The 21,703-nt window shown below is 66.0% G+C and carries 21 protein-coding genes and 3 pseudogenes; 16 read left to right on the plus strand and 8 right to left on the minus strand.

Going from position 1 to position 21,703, the window contains the following annotated elements; translation table 11 throughout:
- Positions 1–249: 249 nt before the first annotated feature.
- Positions 250–831: a hypothetical protein gene (locus OG905_RS38705; protein ID WP_328682859.1), complete on the minus strand. Its 582-nt coding sequence runs from the start codon at positions 829–831 to the stop codon at positions 250–252.
- Between OG905_RS38705 and OG905_RS38710 the strand changes: the two genes are divergently transcribed.
- Positions 794–1,117 (plus strand): PaaI family thioesterase, encoded by a 324-nt coding sequence (locus OG905_RS38710; protein ID WP_328681927.1) that lies wholly within the window; start codon positions 794–796, stop codon positions 1,115–1,117. The two genes, OG905_RS38705 and OG905_RS38710, sit on opposite strands and share 38 nt — an antisense overlap.
- Here the strand turns inward: OG905_RS38710 and OG905_RS38715 are convergent.
- The 3 genes from OG905_RS38715 to OG905_RS38725 are packed head-to-tail and all read right to left on the minus strand — an operon-like array spanning position 1,043 to position 3,622.
- Complete coding sequence (locus OG905_RS38715) at positions 1,043–2,029, minus strand: quinone oxidoreductase family protein (protein ID WP_328681929.1); 987 nt, start codon at positions 2,027–2,029, stop codon at positions 1,043–1,045. The genes OG905_RS38710 and OG905_RS38715 overlap by 75 nt on opposite strands.
- Positions 2,026–3,033: a threonine/serine dehydratase gene (locus OG905_RS38720; RefSeq protein ID WP_328681931.1), complete on the minus strand. Its 1,008-nt coding sequence runs from the start codon at positions 3,031–3,033 to the stop codon at positions 2,026–2,028. Before OG905_RS38720 ends, OG905_RS38715 begins: the two co-directional genes overlap by 4 nt.
- Entirely contained in the window at positions 3,023–3,622 is a 600-nt protein-coding gene (locus tag OG905_RS38725; protein ID WP_328681934.1) for a RidA family protein, read from the minus strand. The genes OG905_RS38720 and OG905_RS38725 overlap by 11 nt, the downstream gene beginning before the upstream one ends.
- A gap of 658 nt (positions 3,623–4,280) precedes the next feature.
- Between OG905_RS38725 and OG905_RS39290 the strand changes: the two genes are divergently transcribed.
- Entirely contained in the window at positions 4,281–5,243 is a 963-nt protein-coding gene (locus OG905_RS39290) for an oxidoreductase (protein WP_443044116.1), read from the plus strand.
- Positions 5,244–5,492: 249 nt separating this feature from the next.
- On the opposite strand, the gene OG905_RS38730 is transcribed toward OG905_RS39290, so the two are convergent.
- Complete coding sequence (locus tag OG905_RS38730; protein ID WP_328681936.1) at positions 5,493–6,125, minus strand: CGNR zinc finger domain-containing protein; 633 nt, start codon at positions 6,123–6,125, stop codon at positions 5,493–5,495.
- Between the two features lie 182 nt (positions 6,126–6,307).
- Between OG905_RS38730 and OG905_RS38735 the strand changes: the two genes are divergently transcribed.
- The 11 genes and pseudogenes from OG905_RS38735 (at position 6,308) to OG905_RS38780 (ending at position 16,125) form a co-directional block, all read left to right on the plus strand.
- A complete protein-coding gene (locus OG905_RS38735; RefSeq protein ID WP_328681937.1) occupies positions 6,308–6,529 on the plus strand; it encodes a hypothetical protein in 222 nt (73 codons plus the stop codon).
- Positions 6,530–6,617: 88 nt separating this feature from the next.
- Positions 6,618–7,400 carry an IclR family transcriptional regulator gene (locus OG905_RS39295; RefSeq protein WP_443044045.1) on the plus strand — a complete coding sequence of 261 codons (783 nt, stop codon included), beginning with the start codon at positions 6,618–6,620 and terminating at the stop codon, positions 7,398–7,400.
- A gap of 220 nt (positions 7,401–7,620) precedes the next feature.
- Positions 7,621–8,160, plus strand: coding sequence for a RidA family protein (locus OG905_RS38740; RefSeq protein WP_328681939.1), 540 nt, complete (start codon positions 7,621–7,623; stop codon positions 8,158–8,160).
- On the plus strand, positions 8,066–9,340 hold the full coding sequence (locus OG905_RS38745; RefSeq protein WP_328681941.1) for a trans-sulfuration enzyme family protein: 1,275 nt from the start codon (positions 8,066–8,068) through the stop codon (positions 9,338–9,340). Before OG905_RS38740 ends, OG905_RS38745 begins: the two co-directional genes overlap by 95 nt.
- A gap of 135 nt (positions 9,341–9,475) precedes the next feature.
- Positions 9,476–10,267 carry a 2-keto-4-pentenoate hydratase gene (locus OG905_RS38750; protein WP_328681943.1) on the plus strand — a complete coding sequence of 264 codons (792 nt, stop codon included), beginning with the start codon at positions 9,476–9,478 and terminating at the stop codon, positions 10,265–10,267.
- A complete protein-coding gene (locus OG905_RS38755; protein WP_328681945.1) occupies positions 10,264–11,196 on the plus strand; it encodes an acetaldehyde dehydrogenase (acetylating) in 933 nt (310 codons plus the stop codon). Before OG905_RS38750 ends, OG905_RS38755 begins: the two co-directional genes overlap by 4 nt.
- Entirely contained in the window at positions 11,193–12,209 is a 1,017-nt protein-coding gene (dmpG, locus tag OG905_RS38760) for a 4-hydroxy-2-oxovalerate aldolase (protein ID WP_328681947.1), read from the plus strand. Before OG905_RS38755 ends, dmpG begins: the two co-directional genes overlap by 4 nt.
- Before the next feature lie 515 nt (positions 12,210–12,724).
- Positions 12,725–13,414, plus strand: a complete 690-nt coding sequence (locus OG905_RS38765; RefSeq protein ID WP_328681948.1) for a hypothetical protein — start codon at positions 12,725–12,727, stop codon at positions 13,412–13,414.
- Between the two features lie 43 nt (positions 13,415–13,457).
- Positions 13,458–13,771 (plus strand): annotated as a pseudogene (locus OG905_RS39300) (helix-turn-helix domain-containing protein); the annotation flags it as partial.
- Between the two features lie 409 nt (positions 13,772–14,180).
- Positions 14,181–14,558: a hypothetical protein gene (locus OG905_RS38775; protein WP_328681953.1), complete on the plus strand. Its 378-nt coding sequence runs from the start codon at positions 14,181–14,183 to the stop codon at positions 14,556–14,558.
- 563 nt (positions 14,559–15,121) lie between these two features.
- Positions 15,122–16,125 (plus strand): annotated as a pseudogene (locus OG905_RS38780) (IS5 family transposase).
- Between the two features lie 19 nt (positions 16,126–16,144).
- Here the strand turns inward: OG905_RS38780 and OG905_RS38785 are convergent.
- Positions 16,145–16,612, minus strand: a complete 468-nt coding sequence (locus tag OG905_RS38785; protein WP_328681956.1) for a hypothetical protein — start codon at positions 16,610–16,612, stop codon at positions 16,145–16,147.
- Between the two features lie 362 nt (positions 16,613–16,974).
- Here OG905_RS38785 and OG905_RS38790 point away from each other — a divergent pair, with 362 nt between their 5' ends.
- Positions 16,975–17,397: a hypothetical protein gene (locus OG905_RS38790; RefSeq protein WP_328681958.1), complete on the plus strand. Its 423-nt coding sequence runs from the start codon at positions 16,975–16,977 to the stop codon at positions 17,395–17,397.
- Positions 17,398–17,582: 185 nt separating this feature from the next.
- Here the strand turns inward: OG905_RS38790 and OG905_RS38795 are convergent.
- A pseudogene (locus tag OG905_RS38795) lies at positions 17,583–18,107 on the minus strand (NAD(P)H-dependent glycerol-3-phosphate dehydrogenase); the annotation flags it as partial.
- Positions 18,108–18,255: 148 nt separating this feature from the next.
- Here OG905_RS38795 and OG905_RS38800 point away from each other — a divergent pair.
- Both OG905_RS38800 and OG905_RS38805 read left to right on the plus strand, forming a co-directional pair.
- The gene (locus OG905_RS38800) at positions 18,256–19,110 is read left to right on the plus strand and encodes a hypothetical protein (protein ID WP_328681960.1); all 855 of its coding nucleotides are present in this window, start codon (positions 18,256–18,258) and stop codon (positions 19,108–19,110) included.
- A 970-nt stretch (positions 19,111–20,080) separates the two neighbouring features.
- Positions 20,081–21,043, plus strand: a complete 963-nt coding sequence (locus tag OG905_RS38805) for an FAD-dependent oxidoreductase (RefSeq protein ID WP_328681962.1) — start codon at positions 20,081–20,083, stop codon at positions 21,041–21,043.
- On the opposite strand, the gene OG905_RS38810 is transcribed toward OG905_RS38805, so the two are convergent.
- A complete protein-coding gene (locus tag OG905_RS38810; protein ID WP_328681964.1) occupies positions 21,040–21,177 on the minus strand; it encodes a hypothetical protein in 138 nt (45 codons plus the stop codon). The genes OG905_RS38805 and OG905_RS38810 overlap by 4 nt on opposite strands.
- Positions 21,178–21,703: the final 526 nt, after the last annotated feature.

The raw sequence follows: 21,703 nt of genomic DNA on the forward strand, positions 1-21,703 counted from the left end.
CGTACGGACGTCACCCCTGACACGGTGAGCGACGGCTACCAGGCAGCGGAAGGCGGGCGGTGCCCGACGTGCGAGCGAGTCCACCGCGATCTCCAGGCGGAGCGAGCAGCCGCGGAAGACGCTGCCCGCAGCAATGGAATTCTCGCCCGGCTGCGCGCTCGCACCGAGGGCCAAATAGTGACTGCCCTTGGCCGAACGCCACGCCCACACCACTGGTCACGGCCGCCCTTCACGCTTCTTGGGAGCGGGCTACCGGTGCTTCGAGCGCCCCCGATTCCCGGATAGTGCCGAGGGCGGGGCGGGGGCCGCTCGTTGCGGGGCGCCGCTGACCGCGGCCGCGGTGAAGCCAACGGGCGGAGTGAGTGGCTTGACGAGCCGACCGGAGGCCCATTCTTGGGCTGCCTGCGGATCGGCCAGGACCGCGTGCAGGGTCACTTCGATCTCGCGCTGCACTTCTTCACTGACCGGATGCCCGGCGTCGGCTGCCAACTGCCGGGCTTGGCGAGCGAGCGCACCGATCAGGCGGTGCTGCTGGCTGGACAGTTCACGCAGCTGCTCCGGGTCGAGTTCCAGGTGGGCTGCTCGCAGGCTCTCGCCGAGACGGAGCAGACCGGCAACAGCGTCGGGCTGACCCCGTACGAGCAGATTGCTGGCCCATGCGGACAGCGTTGGGCGCCTCAGCGCGCCGACCCGCCGGGCCAGTTCCCGGTCTCCGGCTTTGCGGGCAGCGGCCGCGTTCTGCCCACTCGGCACCGTCCACAGCGGGATCGCGGCTACTCTCCTCGATTCGGCTATGGCCTCTGCGGTGCACACCACTCTGCCTGCCGGCATCGCCACACTCGAACTGAGTATCAACTACGTTCGCGCCGCCCGTACCGACGGCCAGATTCTGAGCGCAGAGGGTGTCGTAGTCCACGCTGACCGCTGGACCGCCCTCGCCCAAGGCAAGGTTGTCGACGAGCAAGGCAAGCCCGTCGGGGCGGTTGGCCAATGCCGACGGCTCCCTCGACGCCCAGGAGGGGGGCTGCTCGAGCCGGAGGGCCTACGGAATGATGACGACTTTGCCCGTGCCGGTCCCTCCGTGAGCAGCCCATCCGTCGACTGCGTCATCGAGTGAGTAGCGCGTCAGCGGCATGTGCACTTCGCCACCCAACGCCGCGCTGCACAGCCTCGCATAGCCCGCACCACGAACATCTGCCGGAGCGGCGAGGATGCTGAATCCCAAGATTGCAAGCTGCCTGCCGCGAATGGCAGCACTCGTCAGTGTGGTCTCCGCGCCGGCTGACTGTCCGAGCTGGACGAGACGCGCTCCGGTCGCCGCGCTGCTGAGGGCAGCGGTTGCGGGAGCGCCCCACAGCGGGTCGATGATGAGGGTCGGTCCGTCGCCGTCGAAGGCTTTGGTGAATCTTTGGCCCAGTTCCGCTTGAGGGTCGGAGGAGGACAGGTCGCCGAGGTGCACGATTTCGTGCGCGCCAAGGCCGCGGAGAGTCTCCAGGGAGGATGTCTCCCGGCCTGCGGCCACGATGCGCACGGCACCGGCCAGTTTTGCGGACTGCAGGGCAACGAAGCCGACCGATCCGGTGGCGCCGAGGACAAGGACGCGGTCGGAAGCGCTCACCCCGCCCTTCCACGTGGTCGCCAGCCAGCCCGTCAGACCGGCCTGTCCCAATGCTCCGGCAAGGGCCGGATCCAGGCCCGTCGGCACCGGCTCCACCTGTGTATCAGCGACCAGGGCGAACTCCGCGGCTCCTCCGTGGCGCGCGGTGCCGGCACCACCGCCGCCTGCCCAGATGGTCATGCCCGTCGGCCATCGGTCGCTTTCCACGACCTCGCCGACCACTTCATTCCCGGGCACATACGGGTAGGGAGGATGGCCGCCGTAGAACGTGCCGGCCGCTACTGCGAAATCGATCGGGTTCAGTGGCGCGGCAAGAGTTCTCACCAGCGTCATGCCAGGTTCTCGCTCCGGCACCGGTAGTTGTGTCACCTTCGGCTGCGCGCCGGGACCGTCGATCACAAGGGCCTTCACGATGAACCTCCGATGAGAGCGACGATGTCAACGTTGCCGCCGCAGCTGAGAACTCCGACCCGTTCACCTTGCGCCGGAACGTAGGCGCCGCTTACCAGTGCCGCCAGCGCTGTGGCACCGCCGCCTTCGAGCCCGACACGAAGCTGCTCCCATGCCATTCTCTGAGTGGCGGTGATGGCCTCATTCGTCACCTCGATATGGTGAACCTTGCTCCGTTGAGCGGCGCTGAAGGCGATGGATCCGATACGGCTGGGGCCGAGGCTGTCCACAGCTGCCCCGGACACCTCCACGTGGACCGGCCTGCCCGCGTCAAGGGCAGCACCAAGGCAGCGGCAAGTGACGGGCTCAACAGCGACTACCGTGGTCGGCACGTCGTCCAGCCAGGCCAGTGCGCCCGCAAGCAGGCCACCGCCTCCCACTGGAACGAGGAGGGTGTCGAGCCCTTCGACGTCCTCGCTGATCTCTGCCGTGACTGTCCCCGCTCCCGCGATCGTCAGTACCTGATCAAAGGGATGCACGAGGCGCGCGCCGCTGTCCTGCGCGAAACGCTCTGCGTGGAGAAGCGACTCGTCATAGACGTCGCCCACGACAGTGAGGTCCGCTCCATATTCGAGAAGCCGCTGTCGCTTGATGGGAGGACAGGTGGTCGGGACGAATATAGCCGCAGGAACACCGAGTTCTCGCGCTGCCCATGCGACCGCTTGACCATGATTGCCGCCACTGGCCGCACACACGCCAGCCTCGGGGACCGGACGGGCCAGGAGGTTGTTGAGCGCACCGCGTGCCTTGAACGCACCGGTGTGCTGCAGCGATTCCAGCTTCAGCCAGAACTCGGGTACGTCGCTGCCGAACTCACCGGACTCGATACGAAGGGTCGGCGTCCGGCGGATACGCGTGCCCAACCGGGCACGTGCGGCATCGATGTCGGCGCGTCTCACCTCGGGCACGGGGTCCGCTGCAAGCACCTGCCGTTCGACTGGCGGAGTTTCGGCATCACTGTGCATGCGCGACCACTGCCTGGATCTCGATCTTCGCGCCGAACGGCAGGGCCCCGGCCTGGAATGTGAATCGAGCCGGAGCGCGGTCGACATCGGGGAACTGTGCACGCCACCACTGATTGACTTCGGCGTAGTGGCCGATGTCCGCCAGCACGATCTGTACGAAGACCATGTCGTCGAGGGCGTAGCCTGCAGCCTCAGCGATGGAGAAGATTGCGCCCCACGCCCGGTCGGCTTCTTCCCTGAACGTGCCCTCGATGAACTTGCCGTCAGCGTCCAGCGCCGGCATCCCGCTGATATAGCAGATTCCGTTTGCCTGGGCTGCGAGGCTGAACGGAAATCCCGTGGGCAGTCCCGGGCCGCTCGTGGTGCGACTAATAGCCATTGCAGTTTTCCTCAGTCCTCTTGTGCCTTCGAGTGCCACTGGACTCGGAAGGAAGGTAAGTGGTGGCAGTAGCCTGTGCATGGCTCCTACCCACTGACGATAGTCGCCAGATTCTTTCGTATGCCTCACTGTTGATTTCCGGTCGCCTTTCCTGAAAGGCGCTGGGGATGCAGCCCGGCGCATTCGCTCGCAACTCGCCGCCTCCGGCATTGCATCTGTCCCGACGCCACGCAGCCGGGGCTGCGCTTGACCGGGCTCCCGGCGAGCCTGGCCTGCCGCAATGATCAGAGAGCGGAGACACGAAGGGGCCGGGGCAGTCGCTTACGTGAAGTGAACCGACTGCAGCAGCCCAGCTGATCTGGTGATCAGGGCGGGACGACGTCCCTACTGAACGGTCTCCATGTTCGGACACCGTATGAACTGGTGTCAAGGGGGGGCGGGTGCCACGCTGCCGACTGTTAATGACGCGTGCCGTCAGCACGTCCCTCCAGAAGCAGGAGGGGCTGCGGCAGGGGCGCTGGCCGCGCCAGAGGTGAACCGGCCGGCGTTTCACATCGCGGAACGCCGACGTGCCGACAGGCTGATGTTCCTCCACGATGGGGGCGCGACGGGCCCCGGCACCGCTGTGGAGCCACCGTGGATGCTTTGATCCACGGCACAGGGATGATCGGTCGGCCGAGCTGCGCGTAGCGGTAGCCCGAAGCCGAGCGCGGGACAACTTGAGGGATCTGGACGGCATTGAAGGATCAGCGGGAGGCGGCTCTGCATCGAGCCCTGCGGAAAATATCGTCCTTTCCGCGAGAACAATTTAGGGGGTCGACCGACCCTGCCTCAAACAGACCGGTACGGGTACACCAGGGTGATCGACATGTCGTATTTCTCACCTCGTCACGAGGCCCTTGGCAGTAGATTCCAGTTGGGTGATTTTTTTCTGCCGAACCGTCTCGTGTCGATGCGGGCCACCGCATCGACTGGAGCTATCGCCGGGCGGGACACGATCAATCAGTACAGCACTCCCGCGACACCGAGGCTGATCATCTCCAGTGCTATCAACACGCTCCCTCCTCCCGCTCGCGATCAGGCGAGCCCGGGAATCCTTACCGATGGACAGGTCGAAACGTGGGCCCAAGCGGCCTGGGATGTTCAAGGAAACGGAGGGCGACTGTTCTGCCAGTTGACGCACGACGCCACGTCTTCGGCAGCTCCGGCGAGCGGTATCCACCAACGCCTCGGTTCGCAACTGGCCGACAGTGTTGCCCATCAAAGAAAGAGCATTTCTCGGAGCTATGCGGAATGTGCCAGCAACGCGTGGGATGCGGGTTTCGATGGGATAGTGATTCATGCGCGGGCGAGTTGCTGTGCGGGCGGCAACTCGAAGCGTGGGCTTCTTGAGATAATGGCGAGTGTCTTCGCAATTTGGAGAAGTGACCTTGTCGCCGTTAGGCTGACGCGCTGCCCAACCCACCTCTGCGCACTTATGGAAGACCTCATCGCGAACCTGTTTTCCTGTGGGCTCGCTTTCTTGCACGTGGCGGACGAATTTTGCGTACCTACTGACGCGGGGCCGCTGGCACGCGGCGACAGAGGGCGCATTCGATCCTTGTATCCGGGCACTCTTGTCCTGGACGGCGGACCGAGCCTCGACACGGGTAACGCCTTGCTCCTGGCCGGCCATGCCGACCTCGTCGCGTATGACGTCAGGGCACACCCGCTGCGCCGCAAGGTGCAGACTTCAAGAACTGCGGGTCCCTCCGCCGTGGTGGCTCAACTCCACAGGAGGGGCTGGTGGGCTGCCGGGCCGACGACGCCTGGCCGCCCCGCGAACTATTGATCCAGCGGCTTGCGCCATCGGGCGGGATGAAACGGGGCCTGCCGGGCCGGGGAGGCTTCCCCGTCCCGAACCGTTCGTGGCGGGTCGCGTCCGAGCTCCTGGCCCTCGGCCGATACGTCGCCTGTTGGCCACGTTCCGTAACCGCCTGCAACGTCAAGCTGCTGGCCGGGGGAGACAGGCTCGCTCCCTCACTCGAGATCTACCCCTTGCGGGCATCGGCGACCTGTTGATCGGCCGGACAGCTCCTGGCTAGGAGCTGTGACGCGGGCGGGAGCGATAGGTGGCGAGCTTGGCGAGGTTCCCGCAGCGCTCCATGGAGCACCATCGGCGACGGCGCGCCTGGGACTCGTCGAAGAACAGGAGCGAGCATTCGGGGTTCTCGCACTCCTTCACCCGCGTGAAGACGGGGCTACTCAGGAGGACAACGGCATCGCGCGCAACTGTGGCCACGCCGGCGCCGGCGCCGGCGCCGGACATCCAACGGATGGCTGGCTGAAGCCGGTCCCCCGTTCCTTGGCTGACACGGTCGAGCTGCGGGGCCAAGTCGGGTTGGGCGGATGCGGTGTTCACCCGTGCAAGATCCTCGTGCGCAAGATCTTGACCATGCATGACGGCGAGGACGAGCCGGTAGATGGCTTCGCGCAGCTCGCGAACGTCCGTCATGACGGTCGAGGAAGCGTCCACGGCGTCCGGCCCGTCGGCCAAGCCGGCCTCGGCGATCCAGCGAGCAAGCGCCGCCTGATTGGGAAGCCGCTCGATGGGCGTGGTGTGACGCGTACCCAGCGTGGCAGCAAAGTTCAGGCATAGCCGACCGCCGCTGAACCGAAATGCCATTCGCGGATCCGTCGGATCCAGTGACACGGGGGGAGGGGTCGCGATCATGCAACCGATTGTAGCTCTTGACACCGGATCATGTGGTAGCAGAGACTGAAACCAGTTCAACAGGTGTCACCGCAGATGGAGTGGGAACAGCCGAAGCGGATCATCCGATTCTGTGCCCGCAGGTGGTCGACGCCTCAGTGTGTGGACGATGTCCACCAAGAGACCATCAAGAGGACAGCCTCATGGGCTACTGGCAGATCAGTGTGCCGACCGTTACGGCCAGCGGCACTCAGGGTGTGCAGATCTTTACCTACGACGTGTACCGGTTTGCGTCGCTTCCTCTCGCCGAGCGCCAGGTTGGTATCGACATGCACAGCGCTTCCGCGATCCGGCACCGTCGAGGGGCCATGGCCCGTCCCGGCGGTTCTGAGGCCGCCTGGCACGACCCCGGCCTCCAGTCCTGAGAGACTCCGCCCGACCCGGGAAATAACGGCTGCTCTGAGAGCCCGGGCGCATCCTGCGGCACTCGGTGCAATCAAGAACGGTCCGCGCATGTTGAATTGGAATTCCTCAACTCCCCACGGCGCACACCGGCCTCCTGCTGCCACTGCTGTGGTCGGAAAGCTCTTCGCTGTCTTGGATCACCTCGCAGCCGCAGGCGGGCAGTCGACGCTGGCGGACGTAGCCGTGGCGACGGGCATGCCCAAACCAACGGTGCATCGGATCATCAAGGACCTGTGCGCCTGGGGGGCCGTGGAATCAAGCGGCGGTTGGCTTCGCCTGGGACCGCATCTATTCGAACTCGGGCAAGTGGTTCCACAAACCCGCAACCTACGTTCCGCAGCGCAGCCGTTCATGCAGGACCTGTACGAGGCCACACGTGAAACCGTGCACCTGGGAGTTCTGGACGGTGGGCAGGTTGTGTACGTCGAAAAGATCACTGGCCGCACTTCTGCGGCCACCCCAACCCGAGTGGGCGGACGGATGCCGGCGCCCTACACCAGCATAGGAAAAGTGCTGCTGGCTCACCTCTCCCCGGAAGCCATCGATTCTGCGGTACGGGCCGCTGGCCCTCCGCGCACGTCTGCATCAATCGTGACGAGGCACCTGCTGGAACGCCAACTCACCGCAATTCGGGACCGTCAGGTTGCCTATGACCGGGAAGAGGCCCAGCCAGGAGTCGTCTGCGTAGCAGCGCCCGTGTTCGACCGGACAGGCGCGGTGGTGGCCGGGTTGTCCATCGCGGGCCCAGCTGGCCGGTTCCTGCCCTCCCGGTTCGAAGGAGCCGTCCTTACTGCAGCGCATGGGATCAAGAGGATGCTTCGCGCCGCCTAGAGGGTAGGGCGGCGAACGTGGCCCGGTCGATGCGCGTGAAGTGCCGTCTGTACCTGGGCGATCCGGACCAGGCCGGGACATCCAGCGGCTGCGGGAAAGCGAGGTCCAGCGCATCGCGGCACCGAGGCGGGATTCCCACGTGTTATGCGTCGCCTCATGTGACGTCAGCACGCCTTCCGAAGCACTCGGCACGCCCGCATTCCACATCATGGAATGCGGCATGGCCTCGCCGGATTGGCTGGTTCACGATTCAGACATGACTGATTCACACCACGGCAATGCCACATCCCCGGCCCCGGGCGGAAAGGTGCGGGCCCGACTTGCCGAGCTCGGCCTTGAGCCTCTGAGTCACCCCGCAGTGGGGCCCTACCAGCCACTGGTCATCGACGGAAATCTCGCCTTCGTTTCGGGGCACATCGGATGGCGCAACGGCGGCGCCTCCGAAGTGGGGTTGCTCGGCGACGATTTCACAGTCGAGGACGGACAGCGGGCGGCGCGCGATGCGGCCCTGGCTCTCCTGGGCACCCTGGAGCGAGGTCTCGGCACGCTGGACCGCATCGCAAGTGTGCCTCGTCTGTTCGGGATGGTCCGTGCGCTCCCCACGTTCGCGGAACATCCCGCAGTCATCAACGGCGCGTCTCAGGTCCTCATAGATGTGCTGGGAGATGCCGGCGCGCACAGTCGTTCGGCGGTCGGGATGTCCTCGCTGCCGTTCGGTGCTGCTGTCGAGATCGAAGCGGTGGTGCGCCTTGCGTGGTAGTGACCGGGACCTGGCCCGAATCACCTTGCACCCCAGGCGTGCGCCTGTTCCCGTCAACCCGCCGGTCTCGCATCCGATCTACCAGACGGCAGCATGGCAGTTCGCTGACCTGAAACAGATGGACGCCATATTCGGTGACGCTGTGGCTCATGGCGCCAAGTACGGCACCATCGGCATGCCGAACAACCTCACCCTCGAGGCCGCGATCAGTGATCTCGAAGGCATGGAAGCGGCTGTGGCCGGCAACACAGGTATGGCTGTGATCGCGGCTGCCCTTCTGACCGAACTCAGGCCGGGTGACCGCGTTGTCGTCAGCCGCGAGGGATTCGGGTGGACGCTTGGCCTGCTCCGTGACCTTGAGCAGTGGGGCATCGAGCACGTTACCGTCGACCTTTCGTCGACAGAGGAACTGACTGCGGCCCTGCGCCACGGAGCAGCCATGGTCATCGCGGAGACCATATCCAACCCTCGCCTGCGAGTGCCCAATCTGCCAGCATTGACGGACCTGGCACATCAATTCGGAGCGAAGGTGTTGGTCGACAACACATTCGCCACACCCTACAGCTGTCAGCCGGCAGCCTTCGGCGCCGACCTGGTAGTGGAAAGTGCCACCAAATTCCTGGCTGGGCACGCAGATACCGTCATCGGCGTCCTGGCGGGTGCGGCCGAGTCTGTCGAGCGCATCCGCGACCGAATGGTCCGCCTCGGATCGATCGCTGCCCCGATGGACAGTTGGCTGGCGCTGCGGGGCATGCAGACCCTGGTGGTGCGTATGGCCAGGGCCACGACAACCGCTTCCCTTCTGGCCGACTGGCTCTCCGAGCAGCCTCAGGTGCACCGTGTTCTCTACCCCGGCCGCAGTGATCACCCCGATCACCTGATCGCACAGCAGGTCCTGGAACAGGGCTATGGCGCCATGATCTCGTTCGAACTGACACCCGATTTTGCCGTAGCCAACCAGTTCACCCGCGATCTGAACCTCATCCACCTGGTGCATTCGCTGGGTTCTGCCCAGACCACGCTCTCTCATCCCGCCAGCTCAACCCACCGGCTGCTGTCGGCTGAGGATCTCGCGGTCTCGGGACTGCACGCAGGGTTCCTGCGCATGTCTGTGGGGCTCGAGAGTCCGGACGATCTCGTTGACGACCTTGCCCAGGCCTTGGGGAACCTGTCGGCCTGACGAAGTCCCCACTCTGTGACGGTGGCGTCGGCGTTCGTCCCTGCATCACGCAAACCACCCTGCAGACGGCGCCCCGCTGCACCAAATGCACTAGCCGTGCCTCACGGAGGCCTGACAGTAAAGGACCCTCTTCCTATGAGCTCAACCATCGCTGCGGCAGCAAAGCGCCTACGCGTGGCGAGCGAGCAGCACATGCCGTGCGCCCCGGTGCGCGACTTGATCGGCACCGACGACCTCAATGCCGCATATGACGTCCAGTCCGAGAACGTGGCACGGGCCACCCGCGCGGGGCACGTCCTGCTGGGACGGAAGATCGGCATCACATCTCCCGCGGTACAGCGGCAACTCGGAGTCGATCAACCAGACTTCGGCACGCTGCTGCAGGACATGCTGATCACGGAAGACGAGCTGCCGAGCCACCGTCTGCTGCAGCCCCGCATCGAAGCTGAGATCGCCTTTGTCCTGGGCCGTGACCTCGATGCACCCGACATCGACGAGGAATCGGTCCGCAAAGCAGTGGCCTGCATGTACGCCGGGCTGGAGATTGTCGACAGCCGCATTCGCGGCTGGGACATCACCATCACCGACACCATTGCTGACAACGCCTCGTGTGGCCTGTTCGTGCTCGGCAGTCGCACGACCAGGTTGAAGGACGTTGAACCTGCGGGCGTGGCCATGACCATGACAGTCAACGGCGCCATAGTGTCCAGAGGAACCGGAGCCGATTGCCTCGGTGATCCTCTCTACGCGCTGTTGTGGCTGGCGCGCAAAGCGGCGGAACTCGGGCAACCACTGCGAGCAGGCGAAATCGTCCTGACCGGTGCGCTCGGCCCCATGGCTCCCATCCACGCCGGCGACGTCATCGAGGCGGGAATCAGCGGCCTAGGTACCGTCTCCACCCGCATGCCCCTCAAGGAGGCATCATGACCGGGACGAACGTAGCAGTCATCGGGTCAGGCAACATCGGCACGGACCTGATGGTGAAGATTCTTCGATCACCCCACCTTCACCTCTCAGCACTCGTCGGCATCGACTCCGCCTCGGAGGGGCTGGCACGCGCCGAGCGGCTGGGCGTTAGGGCCGTGAGCACCGGCGTCGCCGGACTACTCGACCAACCGGACTTCGACAAGATCCAACTGGTCTTCGACGCAACATCCGCCTCTGCGCACATCGCAAACGCACAGGCACTCAAGGGAACTCAGGTCAAGATCATCGACCTCACGCCTGCCGCCATCGGCCCTTACGTCGTTCCGCCGGTCAACCTTGACCAGCACCTGGACACAGGCAATCTGAACATGGTGACCTGCGGCGGCCAGGCAACGGTGCCTATCGTCGCTGCAGTCTCGCGCGCAGCGCGAGTGCGCTACGCGGAGATCGTTGCCTCGATCGCCTCCCGCTCAGCCGGCCCCGGAACTCGCGCCAACATTGACGAGTTCACCGAGACAACCTCGCGCGCCCTGGAAACCGTCGGCGGAGCAGACCGTGGCAAGGCCATCATCATTCTCAACCCGGCCAGGCCCGCCCTCGTCATGCGCGACACCGTCCTGTGCATCGTCGACGGCTGCGACCCGGAACAAGTGACCGCCGAAGTGGACCAGATGGTGAAGGCGGTCCAGCAGTACGTTCCCGGCTACCGGCTCAAGCAGGACGTGCAATTCCGCCGCCTGGCCAGTAACGCCGCAGAACACCGACTGCTGGACGACGCGCCTCACGACCAGCGGTGGGTCGTGAGCGTCTTCCTCGAAGTCGAAGGCGCCGGTGACTACCTTCCGCCCTTTGCGGGCAACCTCGACATCATGACATCCGCCGCGGTGCGAGTCGCTGAGCGGCTGGGCGAGAAGGCGATGACCACATGACTCAGCCGCACCTCTACATCCAAGACGTAACACTCCGCGACGGAATGCATGCCGTACGCCACCAGATCAGCACGGCGCAGGTTCGCAGCATCGCTGCAGCCCTGGATTCCGCTGGAGTGAGCGCCATCGAAGTCACCCACGGCGACGGACTGGGGGGCAGCAGCCTCACCTACGGTGCAGGCGCCCACAGTGACCTGGAATGGATATCCGCCGCAGCGGAGGTGGTCACCAATGCACGCCTGACCACCCTCCTGCTGCCCGGTATCGGCACCGTCGAGGACCTCAAGCGCGCCCACGACCACGGTGCCACGTCAGTACGCGTAGCCACGCACGCGACCGAAGCCGACGTGGCGATCCAGCACATCACCGCGGCCCGGGACCTCGGCATGGACGTCGCCGGATTCCTGATGATGTCCCACATGGCCTCGCCCAAGGAACTCGCCGGGCAGGCACTCATCATGGAAGCTGCGGGTGCCCTGTGCGTGTACGTCACCGATTCCGGCGGACGCTTGACAATGGAAGACGTCCGAGACCGGGTGCGGGCCTACCGCGACGTTCTTCATCCTGACACGGGCATAGGAATCCACGCCCACCACAACCTCGGACTGGGCGTGGCGAATACGGTCATCGCCGTCCAAGAAGGAGTCACCCGGGTCGATGCCTCCCTGGCAGGCCAGGGAGCGGGAGCGGGCAACTGTCCCATCGAAGCCTTCATCGCTGTCGCCGAACTTCTGGGCTGGTCACACGGCTGTGATCTGTTCCGGCTGATGGACGCGGCCGATGACCTGGTGCGCCCCATGCAGGACCGCCCAGTGCGCGTCGACCGCGAAACGCTCACACTCGGCTACGCCGGGATCTACTCGAGCTTCCTGCGACACGCGGAGACGGCCGCGCAGCAGCACGGCCTGGACACGCGGTCCATCCTGATCGAGGTCGGCCGGCGCGGGCTCGTAGGCGGGCAGGAGGACCTCATTCACGACATCGCCCTCGACCTGCTGAAGCGCCCAGCCTGACAAGGACCCTGCGATTGCCAGGCCGCTGACCACTGGCAAGCGGCCTGGCTGCGGCCTCCCTCCGAACTTGCTACGACGGCAACGAACTGCATTGGCCTGATGCGTTGGGTGGGCCGGCGAACATGATCAAGACAGAGCGGCCCGTCCCCGCCGCAGCGCAACCGGCGTGCAGTGCGTCCACACTGCCGCCCTCCGCCGCCGGGTTGGGACCTTCAGCCACGCTGTTCAAGCTGGCAGTCTCGTGTTCCTAGCAGGGGAGACGCCTCGGCGTCCGACGGGAAACACATTTGGCCTCTGGACCGGCCCGTTCGGCCCACTGGGAATCTGACAACCACCTGCCAGACCGCGCCCGACTCTTCGATCTGGGCGAGCGCCCGCACCATCACCTGCTGCTCCACCCAACGAGTCCCCATCATCTCGACCTCCGCCCAGGGGCCGGACAGGACCTGTCAACACGAGGTCCGTCCCTGGTGCCTTCACCGGAATGCAACACAACCGGCTGGCAGGAGTCACCAATGACGCACCACGCAAACCTTCACCTCACCGTCCACACCACGGGCGTCTCCAAAGCACCTGCGCTCCTCTCCACTGAACAGGCGGCCAGCGCCCAACTCGCTCAGCGGCTGGCGCGAACCGGTCTAGCCCTCGGGCCTGCCATGAGCTGGGGACGCACCTCCACCCTCGACATGGTGCACAACCGAAGACCAGCCGTGATCTTCCTCGACGTGCCCAGCGCGAGTGAGCAGCAGTTGACCGGCCTCGTGAGAGCAGCGCGCCTCCTTGCGCCAGTCACCGTCCTGCCCCCCGATGGGCAGGACACGCTCACTGCCTTCACCGCGGGCGCCCTCAACGTCCTGGACCGCAAGGCCCCGGCTGCAGAACTGGCCTGGCGCATTCGCGCCGACCTCAGAAGCTGCCCGCCCCCGCCAGCATCGACCCGACACATCAGCTGGTCCGCCGGCCAGAGCCTGCTCTTCGACATCCTGGCTGCGGCGAGGACGCCTGTCTGCTGTCACCACCTGCGACTGCTGATGGGCTCACCTGGCCTTCCCATGAACCTGCGCGCCCTCAAAGCCCGAATCCACCGGATGCGACCCGCTCTTGCCCAGAGCGGGATGACCCTAGTCGTCGACCAGCAGTGGGGACTCGCCACCTTTCGCACCCAACCCGCAGACTCCGTCGCGTTACTGACCTTGTTGGCGTGATGTCGTGGCTGACAAGCGGTGGTTGGCGCGGTAGGCCGGTTGTATGAGGTATCCACAAGGGGGCGGGCTGACTGCGGAGAGACGGGCGTTTCGCGAGTACATTCGGATGCAGGCGGCCGAGTTTTTCGCCCTTGGACACGACAGTGCCGCGGTCGCCAGGCAGTTACGTGTCAGCGTCCGGTCGGTACAGCGATGGCACCAGGCATCGGAACACGGCGGAAAGTCAGCCTTGGAGTCGAAGGGACCGGCGTCCAAACCCAAGCTGAGTGAGGCACCGAACTGGCCAAGGGGCCGGTAGCGCACGGCTGGCCGGACCACACCTGGACGCTGGCGCGGATCAAGACGCTGATCGGACGTGGGCAGGGACGCACCAGATTCCTCTGTGGGCGATCAAGTACGACACGCGGCGCGTTGACCCCGGGCTCTGCTCGGTACCTACCGATGGCACACGAAGTGCCGGGCGCAATGCCCGGGACTTCGCTGCGCACTTCGCTGCCAGTGGGCCTTCAATCAGCTTGCTCCTGCGCACCGTGTCCGGACCGTCGCCGAGATCCTGCCCATGCTGCGTCGGGCGGCCGCCAGGCCCTGCTGGAGTCAACCCGCGCCGACCTGGTCGAGCAGGCCGAAGCGATCAGCAGGCAATCGGTACGTCCTGCGCGTCAGGGTCACTTGAAGGCGCTGCAGCATGGATCCGCCGTTCCGGCCCGGAACATTTTGCCCGCTGCCAGACTCTCGACCACCACCGCGACTCCGAGGGACGGTTCCGTTGACTGATAACCGTGAGGCCGTTGAGCGGTACGCGCTGGACGCTTCACAAGCACACAGCGAGCTGGTCCAGGCGTTGGCCGAGTCGCCGCCGAAGTATCCGCTGGAGGCGTACAGGATCCTGAGCGGCCTGACGCGCAGCGCCCATGAACTGCCGCAACTGCTCGAGCTCTTCGAGGGCGGCATCGACCGGTTGCGAGCAGCTGGCCGCCTGGAGACCGACTTCCGGGGCGCGTCGCTGGAGGAGAAGCTGCAGGACTTCCACGTCGGCCTCGCCGCAGCCAGCGAGGCGTCTCAAGCTCTTGAGCGCGGCCTGGACCAGGCGTACAGGGCCATCGGCCACGTCTCGTACAAGGAAACCGCAGAGCCCGAGCTCTAGCGCGCGCACCACCGCCTCATGTGCCGTCGAATCTTGATAACCGCCGCAGCTCAGGGTGACGGTGGGCGGCGCAGCCGCTGCCTGTCACGGGGCCCAGTCGGCCAACGGCGTATAGCTGCCAGTCCGGCGGATCGGGACCGTCCCAGTTATCCATGCGATCAGTCTGAAGTCCGTGCCGCAGGGCCCGTGACGATCCGCCAGCTGCCGAGATGTGCGCTTCGCGGACGCCCGAGTCTATCCGCTCGCGGTCAATGTCCGCCCGTCCTGTCACCGGCGCGAGCGACGGAGCAGGCACAGCACCTTCATTGACGGGTCCGGGAGCGCGGCGCGGCGGTCGCCGACGGCCCGGGGCGGACCCACTGGGCGCCTCATCCAGGCAGCCTTCTACGGCATCGAAGGGCTGCCGAACAGACTCGCTGAAACAGGCGATTTCAGAAGCGGCACCGTCATCCATCCGTCTGCCGGTGCCAGTCTTGACGGCGGGTTCTAGGGCGTGTGTGACGTCGTGATCAATCTTGCCGATCCGGATTCGTTTGGAAGCCGGATCCAGTAGGAAGACGATCGTGACGCGCAGGCAACTCACCGACGAGCAGTGGAAGTTGATCGAGCCGTTCCTGCCGATAGGCGAGTACGGCCCGTACCCCGAGCGGCTGCGTGAGCAGTTCGAGGGGGTGATCTGGCGGTTCCGCACCAGCAGTCAGTGGCGGGAGATGCCGGGCGAGTTCGGCCCGTGGCCGACGGTCTACGGCCGCTTCCGGGTCTGGAGGGACGCCGGCGTCTTCACCGCGCTGCTGGAAGGCGTGATCGCTGAAGCCGCCCGCCAGGGGCAGACGGACTTGTCCCTGGTCAGCGTGGACTCCACCACCGCCCGCGCCCACCACGACGCCGCCGGGATGTGCATCGGCAAGGAGGTCATGGAGGCCCTCGAGGAAGCCGCCGCTGACCAGGAACGGCCCCGGCAAAAGGGGGCGGCCCGCCGGAACAGAACGGACAGGACGGAAGGGACGCCCCCGGCCAGGACGAGCGGCGGCACATCAGGCGACGGCGCAAGCTCCGCTTGAAGGAAGCCCTGCTCGGCAGGTCCCGTGGCGGGTTGACCAGCAAGGTTCATCTCGCCGCTAACCCCAAGTGCCGTCCGTTGTCGTTCGTCCTGACCGCAGGACAGGCCGCCGACAGCCCGCAGTTCGTCCCCGTGCTGCAGAAGGTGCGGGTCCGTCTACCGGTCGGCCGTCCCCGGACCCGGCCTGACGCTGTCGCCGCGGACAAGGCCTACTCATCCCGCGCCAACCGCGCTTACCTGCGGAAACGCAACATCAAGGCAGTCATCCCGGAGAAGAAGGACCAGGCCGCCAACCGAAAGAAGAAAGGCAGCCGGGGCGGCCGGCCCACACGCCACGACGCCGAACTCTACAAGGGGCGGAACACCGTCGAGCGCCTGATCAACAAGCTGAAAGCCTGGCGGGGCATCGCAACTCGATACGACAAGACACCCGAGAGCTACCTCGCCGGCCTCCACCTCCGCGCCTCCATGATCTGGATCAACGACCTGCTGAAGGCAACTGATTGATCACGACGTCACACAGGCCCTAGTGCGGACGGGCAAGGTCGTCACGCATGGCGCTCATGAGTGCGTGGCGAGCGTGGCGGAGGGCGCGCCGGGCTTCCGTGCAGCCAGCATCTGCGAATGTCTCGCCGCTGACCACTGCATCCCGGTAGGCCACGAGTTTCGCGGCGACGGCCTTGGTTTTCTCCACTACCTCGGTGGGTGCGATGAGTTCGAGGGCGTACTGCCTGGCATACACGCCGTGGTCCCGCGTGACGGTCCACGCGATCTGTGCCCGTTCTTCTGCGGAGCGGTGCACTTCCTGACTGGCGTGGGATATGACATCGCGGGCCTGGGCGAGAGCCTCCAAGTACTGCACATACACCGTGCGCAGCGTCTCGCGGTCCTGCGTCGCCCGGTCTCTGCGCCATCGGGCGCGGTCCGTGGCCAGCGTGCTGCCCACACCGATGACTCCGCCCAGCACCACCGCGATCACGGCTGTCCACTCCATCGCCGCAGCATAGGAACAGCCCCGCTCTCATGCTGCCACTTCAGAATCAACCCCTCAACCCACGGCGGACGTGTGTCACCAGCCGCAGGCGGGGGCGATCTTGCGAGGGCCTCCCTCGTGCGTGAGTCCGAGGCCGTACGGCTGCGGTGGGTGAAGCGCCAGGCAACGGGGACGCGTCAGGCGGCGAGCATGCTCCGGGCGCCCCGGCGAGGCGGTCAGCGAGGCTGAGCTGACGTCAGGGTTTTGGCTCAGTCGCCAACGCCGGTGCTCATCATCGCTCTCGTTCTCACCGCGACACCACCGGCTCGGCTGTCTGACCTCAGCGTTACGATCACGGCTCGTCACCGAGGACTGGGAGGGCCATGACCGAGAGTTCGGGCGTGGTGCACGACATCGACGCCAACGACGTTGTCGAGCTGAGATTCGAGCTGCGGCAGCCGGACTGGCAGGACGTGTTCCGCGGCCGTGCGCAGGTGCCGCAGGGAGTGAAGGCGCGGCTGCTCGGCGTCTTGGGCCCGCTGCTCTTCGGGGCGGCGGTGCTCATCCTCACTGGCCGCGGCCTGGTCGCAGGTGCCACGTTCTGCGGCATGTTGCTGGGCCTGCCGCTCAAGCGAGGCGTTGTGGCCGCTCGGCAAGCCAGGGCGGGCGTCCCGCTCGGGCCGTGGACCGCGACGGTCTCTGAATGCGGCGAGGGGGTACGGTTCACGGGCGCCGGCATGGAGGTCCGGCGGGCTGGGGCAGCTTCTTCGGGTACGTGGAGACGGCGGCAGGGTTCGTGCTGCTGAACCCCGCCCCGCACAGACTAGTGGTGCTCTACCTGCCGAAGCGGGCACTGTCCGCGCTCGGAATCGACCGTTTGCGGGAGATACTCGATGGGCGCCTGCACCGGTACGGCCGCTACGCGCCCCGGCATTGATCAGGGGCCGTAGCGTTCGGGTTTGGGGGACCGTGTCATCAGCAGAGTTGCCGCTTAGGTGACCGTGACGGTGCCGTTGATGACAGCGACGACGATGTCGGTGATAGGCATCTCCACCCGGTGTCTGCGGGCGAGGTTCAGGATCGAGGCGGCCGACTTGACGCCTTCGGCGGTCTGGCTGGTGGCGGCGGTTGCTTCGGCCACGGTCATGCCCTGGCCGAGGTGTTCACCGAATGTGCGGTTGCGGGACAGCGGCGAGCTGCAGGTGGCAATGAGGTCACCGACGCCGGCCAGTCCGGAAAGGGTGAGGGGATCGGCACCGAGGACTGCGCCGAGGCGGGCGGTCTCCGCCAGCCCGCGGGTGATCAGCAGGGCGCGGGCGTTGTCCCCCAGGCCCATCCCGGTGGCGAGTCCGACGGCGAGCGCGATGACGTTCTTGACCGCGCCGCCGAGTTCGCATCCGACCACGTCGGTGTTGGTGTAGGGCCGGAAGTACGGGGTCAGGCACGCTCCTTGCAGCCTCTTCGCGGTGGTCTCGTCGTGGCAGGCGATCACCGATGCGGCTTTGTGCCTCCAGGCGGCGAATGTGTGACATCGTCCAGGTGCGGCCCACAGATCGGCGTTTGGATGTTGCCGGAGACCGGTGGTGGCGGGGAGGCTTTCGGGACCGTGGAACCGCGGGGACGAAATTGCCTGGGTTCCCGTAATCTCACGGCTTGGGAGTTTCATGCGAATGGTGCGGGGCGGCTCGGGGCTCAGCTGGGCCGAGGGCGGGGTGTCCGGGGTGTCCCGTTGGCAGGGGAGGGAGCTCGACTGCCTCCGGGACCTGTTCGAGGCAGGCGAGTACGAGGAGGCCGAGGCCCGGGCGAGAGCTCTTGCGGCCGCGCCACGGCGCGTCTGGGGCCGGAGCCCCATGGTGGTGTGGCTGGCCAAGGCCTTCGCCACGGCGGCGGCGGGCGCTCATGGGCGCGGGACCGAGGTGCTGGCCGAGATGGAGACTTTGATCGCGGAGTTGGAGCGGGCCGTTGGCGCCGAGCGGACACTGCTGCTGGCGGTCCGGGGGAACCGTGTGTCGGTCCTCCTCGACCAGGAAAGGCATATGGAGGCGGAGGCCGAGGCGCAGGACATACTGCGCGGCGCAGCCCGTCTCGCGCTCCTCACCGAGGTGTGGAGGGTCGAGCTGTCCGCATTGGCCAATCTGGCAGCTGCTTTGTGCGGGCAGGATCGCTACGAAGAGGCCGAGGCCATCGCCCGCGGGAATCTGCCCCGCGCGGAGGGGAATACGGCTGCCACCCTGCACCGTGTCCTGGTGCGCAGCCTGAGCGGGCAGGGCCGGCACGAGGAGGCTTTGGCCGAGGCAGGTCGGCTCACGCCGCTTTGGGTCCGTGCCCAAAGCGGAACTCTGAGCATGGCTACCGCCGCAGCCCTGCATGGCGTGGGCCGCCGCAGTGAGGCAGAAGCTGCAGCCCGTCAGGCGCTGACCGCCTGTGAGCAGTTCCTGCATCCGGCCCACCCCCGCATCCAGGAAGCCCGCACACTGCTGGCCCGCATTACCGCGACCGAGGATCCGCTCGCCTCGTGAAACCCCACACGATCGTGGATGGTTGACGCCCAAGTCGCTGTATCCGGGCCGATAGTGGCGCGTACCGTCGGTGCAGTCGGCGGGATCATCTTCCGGGGACGCCACTCAGGGGGTGACGTCTCTGGCGGTGAATCGGTGACAGGTCCCAGGGGCTCGAAGGCGACGATCACGGATGGGTCCAGACCGCACTCCGGACAGTGCTCTTTGTCGCAGATCCCTTCATCGGGCCGCGGGCTCGACCGGATTCGGGTCGCCTCGGTGCCCAGAACATCCCCCAGGTGCACCGCCTCAGCCTGCGGCGCAGCATCAACCGGCGGCGCCTCAGGGCTGAGGAACAGTGGCGCGGCACCCCCTGCAGATGGCGGTAGCCGTGGCCACCTTGCAGCGCGCCCGCGCCCTCCCGTAGTGACGGCGAAACCATGAACACCGGGCGAAGCCGCGTATCCGGGTCTATAAACTGGCGGCCATGCCTGTGCGGGTGGGTTGAGCTGATCGGCGCTCGACCCCGGCGCTGTCCACTGTCTGAGAGCCCCGCCCGGGGCAGGACGTGCTGAACACGCCTCGGTCCGTTAGCTGGCCTCGAGCTCTGCGATGATCTGGGTAGCGGCGTCGCGGGCTGGTGCCAGGCGTGGGTCTTCAGGGTGGGCGTCCGGGGCCAGAATCTTCGCGCAGACGAAGAGCGTCATCATCTTGCCGTCGCGGCTGTCGAGGTCGTGGTGTCGCTCTTGGCGCTCGCCCTGGGTTACAGCGCCACGGGAGACCTGGAACGTTCCTGCGAGGTCGGACAGACGGCCACTGCTCGCCTCGAAGCCGTCCGCTCCCCACGAAGCACTGCCCTGCTGAGACAGCTTGCCTCTGACATGCGCAGGAAGCAGCGCAACCCCTACGTCCGCGACTTCCTGCCGGAGCTGGAAGAGCGCATCGCCGCCCAGGAGAGCCTGGCCCGCGCCCGAGGGGTTACGGTCGGATCATGACAGGGAAGAGGTCGATCGTCGTCGTAGGGGCAGGAGTCTCCGGGCTCACCACGGGGATCGAGCTCCTGCAGGCTGGACTGCCGGTACGCATCGTGGCCGAGGAGATTCCCGGCCAAACGTCGCTCGCGGCCGGGGCAATGTGGGGCCCCTACCACGCGGAGCCGTGGGACAAGGTAAGGGCATGGAGCCTGGTCTCCCTCGAAGCCTTCCGTGGCCTCTCGCACTTCAGCGACAGTGGGGTCCGCCTGGTCGGCGGCATCGAAGCGTCCCGGAAACCCATGGATCCCCCTCCGTGGAGCGACCTCCTGCCCGACTGCCGACCCTGCGGTGAAGAAGAACTCCCACCCGGCTTCGCCTCCGGCTACCGCTTCACCGTGCCGCTCATCGACATGCCGATCTACCTCGACCATCTGCAACGCCGCGTCGTGGAGCTCGGCTGCCACATCGAGACCGGCACCGTAGGCGACTGGAACGAGATCAAGAACGTGACCGCGATCGTCAACTGCGCGGGCCTGGGCGCCTCCCAGCTAGCGGGCGACACCACCATGCACGCGATCCGCGGACAGCACGTCATCCTGAAGAACCCCGGCATCGACGAGTTCTTCTCCGAGGACACCGGCACGTCCCCCGACCTGGTGTGTTTCTATCCGCACGGCGACACCATCGTCCTCGGCGGCACCGCCATCGACAACAACGGCAGCCTCGTCGCCGACCACACCGCCGCAGAAAGGATCATCGAGCGCTGCTCCGCCATCGACTCACGCCTCGCGAACGCGCAACTCCTCGACCACCGGATAGGGGCACGACCGGCACGATCCGAGGTCCGAATCGAACTGGAACACCGCCAGGACGAAGCCCCCGTGATCCACAACTATGGCCATGGCGGAGCCGGAGTGACTCTCTCCTGGGGCTGCGCGACGGATGTCGTACGGCTCGTGCGTGCAGCGTCTCTTGATTAGAGGATCTTGACCGGGGAACCGAGGTAGACAGCGACCTGGTAGACCGGATGGGCCGTCACCAGCCCGTCGCTGCACATCACTCGGTTACGGTGGAGGATGCGGCAGGTCTGCCACTGCTTCAGGTCGACCACCACCGACGCGACCTCAGCTGGGCGCCGGAGCGCCACTGCTTGTCGGATCACCGGGTGGCGCTTGTCAGGACTGTGATCGACTTTCTTGACCGGCGCATGGTCTGACGCTGAATCACGCTATCTCTCCAGCACACGGGCGGACCGCAGCCAGCGAATTAGAACTAAGGTTCCCATTCTTGCGGTGCTTGAGCTATTGGCTTGTTTAGACACTCTTTCCTGGCCTAGGAATCCGCGCCTGGCGGGCCGGGTTCTTCCCAAGATCAGAGATCCTGTTACGTGTTCCGGCCCGGCCGAGCAGTGCAACTCCTCAGGTCACCGCAGTTATGCAGCAGTGTGTGATGAGCCATCAGCATGCCCCGTGCACTCCGAGGACTCCTATCGGCCCCGAAAGAGAGAACGCATTGCATTGAGACAGGTGACGGGGTCTCAACAGGCTCTGCGCGCACCAGGATTCGGTGTCGTTGTCAGTGGCGGTGGATAGCTTCAAATGCGTTGCAATCCGAGTTCTCGTGGACCGGATGGGCGCCGG

It is taken from the genome of Streptomyces sp. NBC_00322, from assembly GCF_036147535.1.
Classification (GTDB): Bacteria; Actinomycetota; Actinomycetes; order Streptomycetales; family Streptomycetaceae; genus Streptomyces.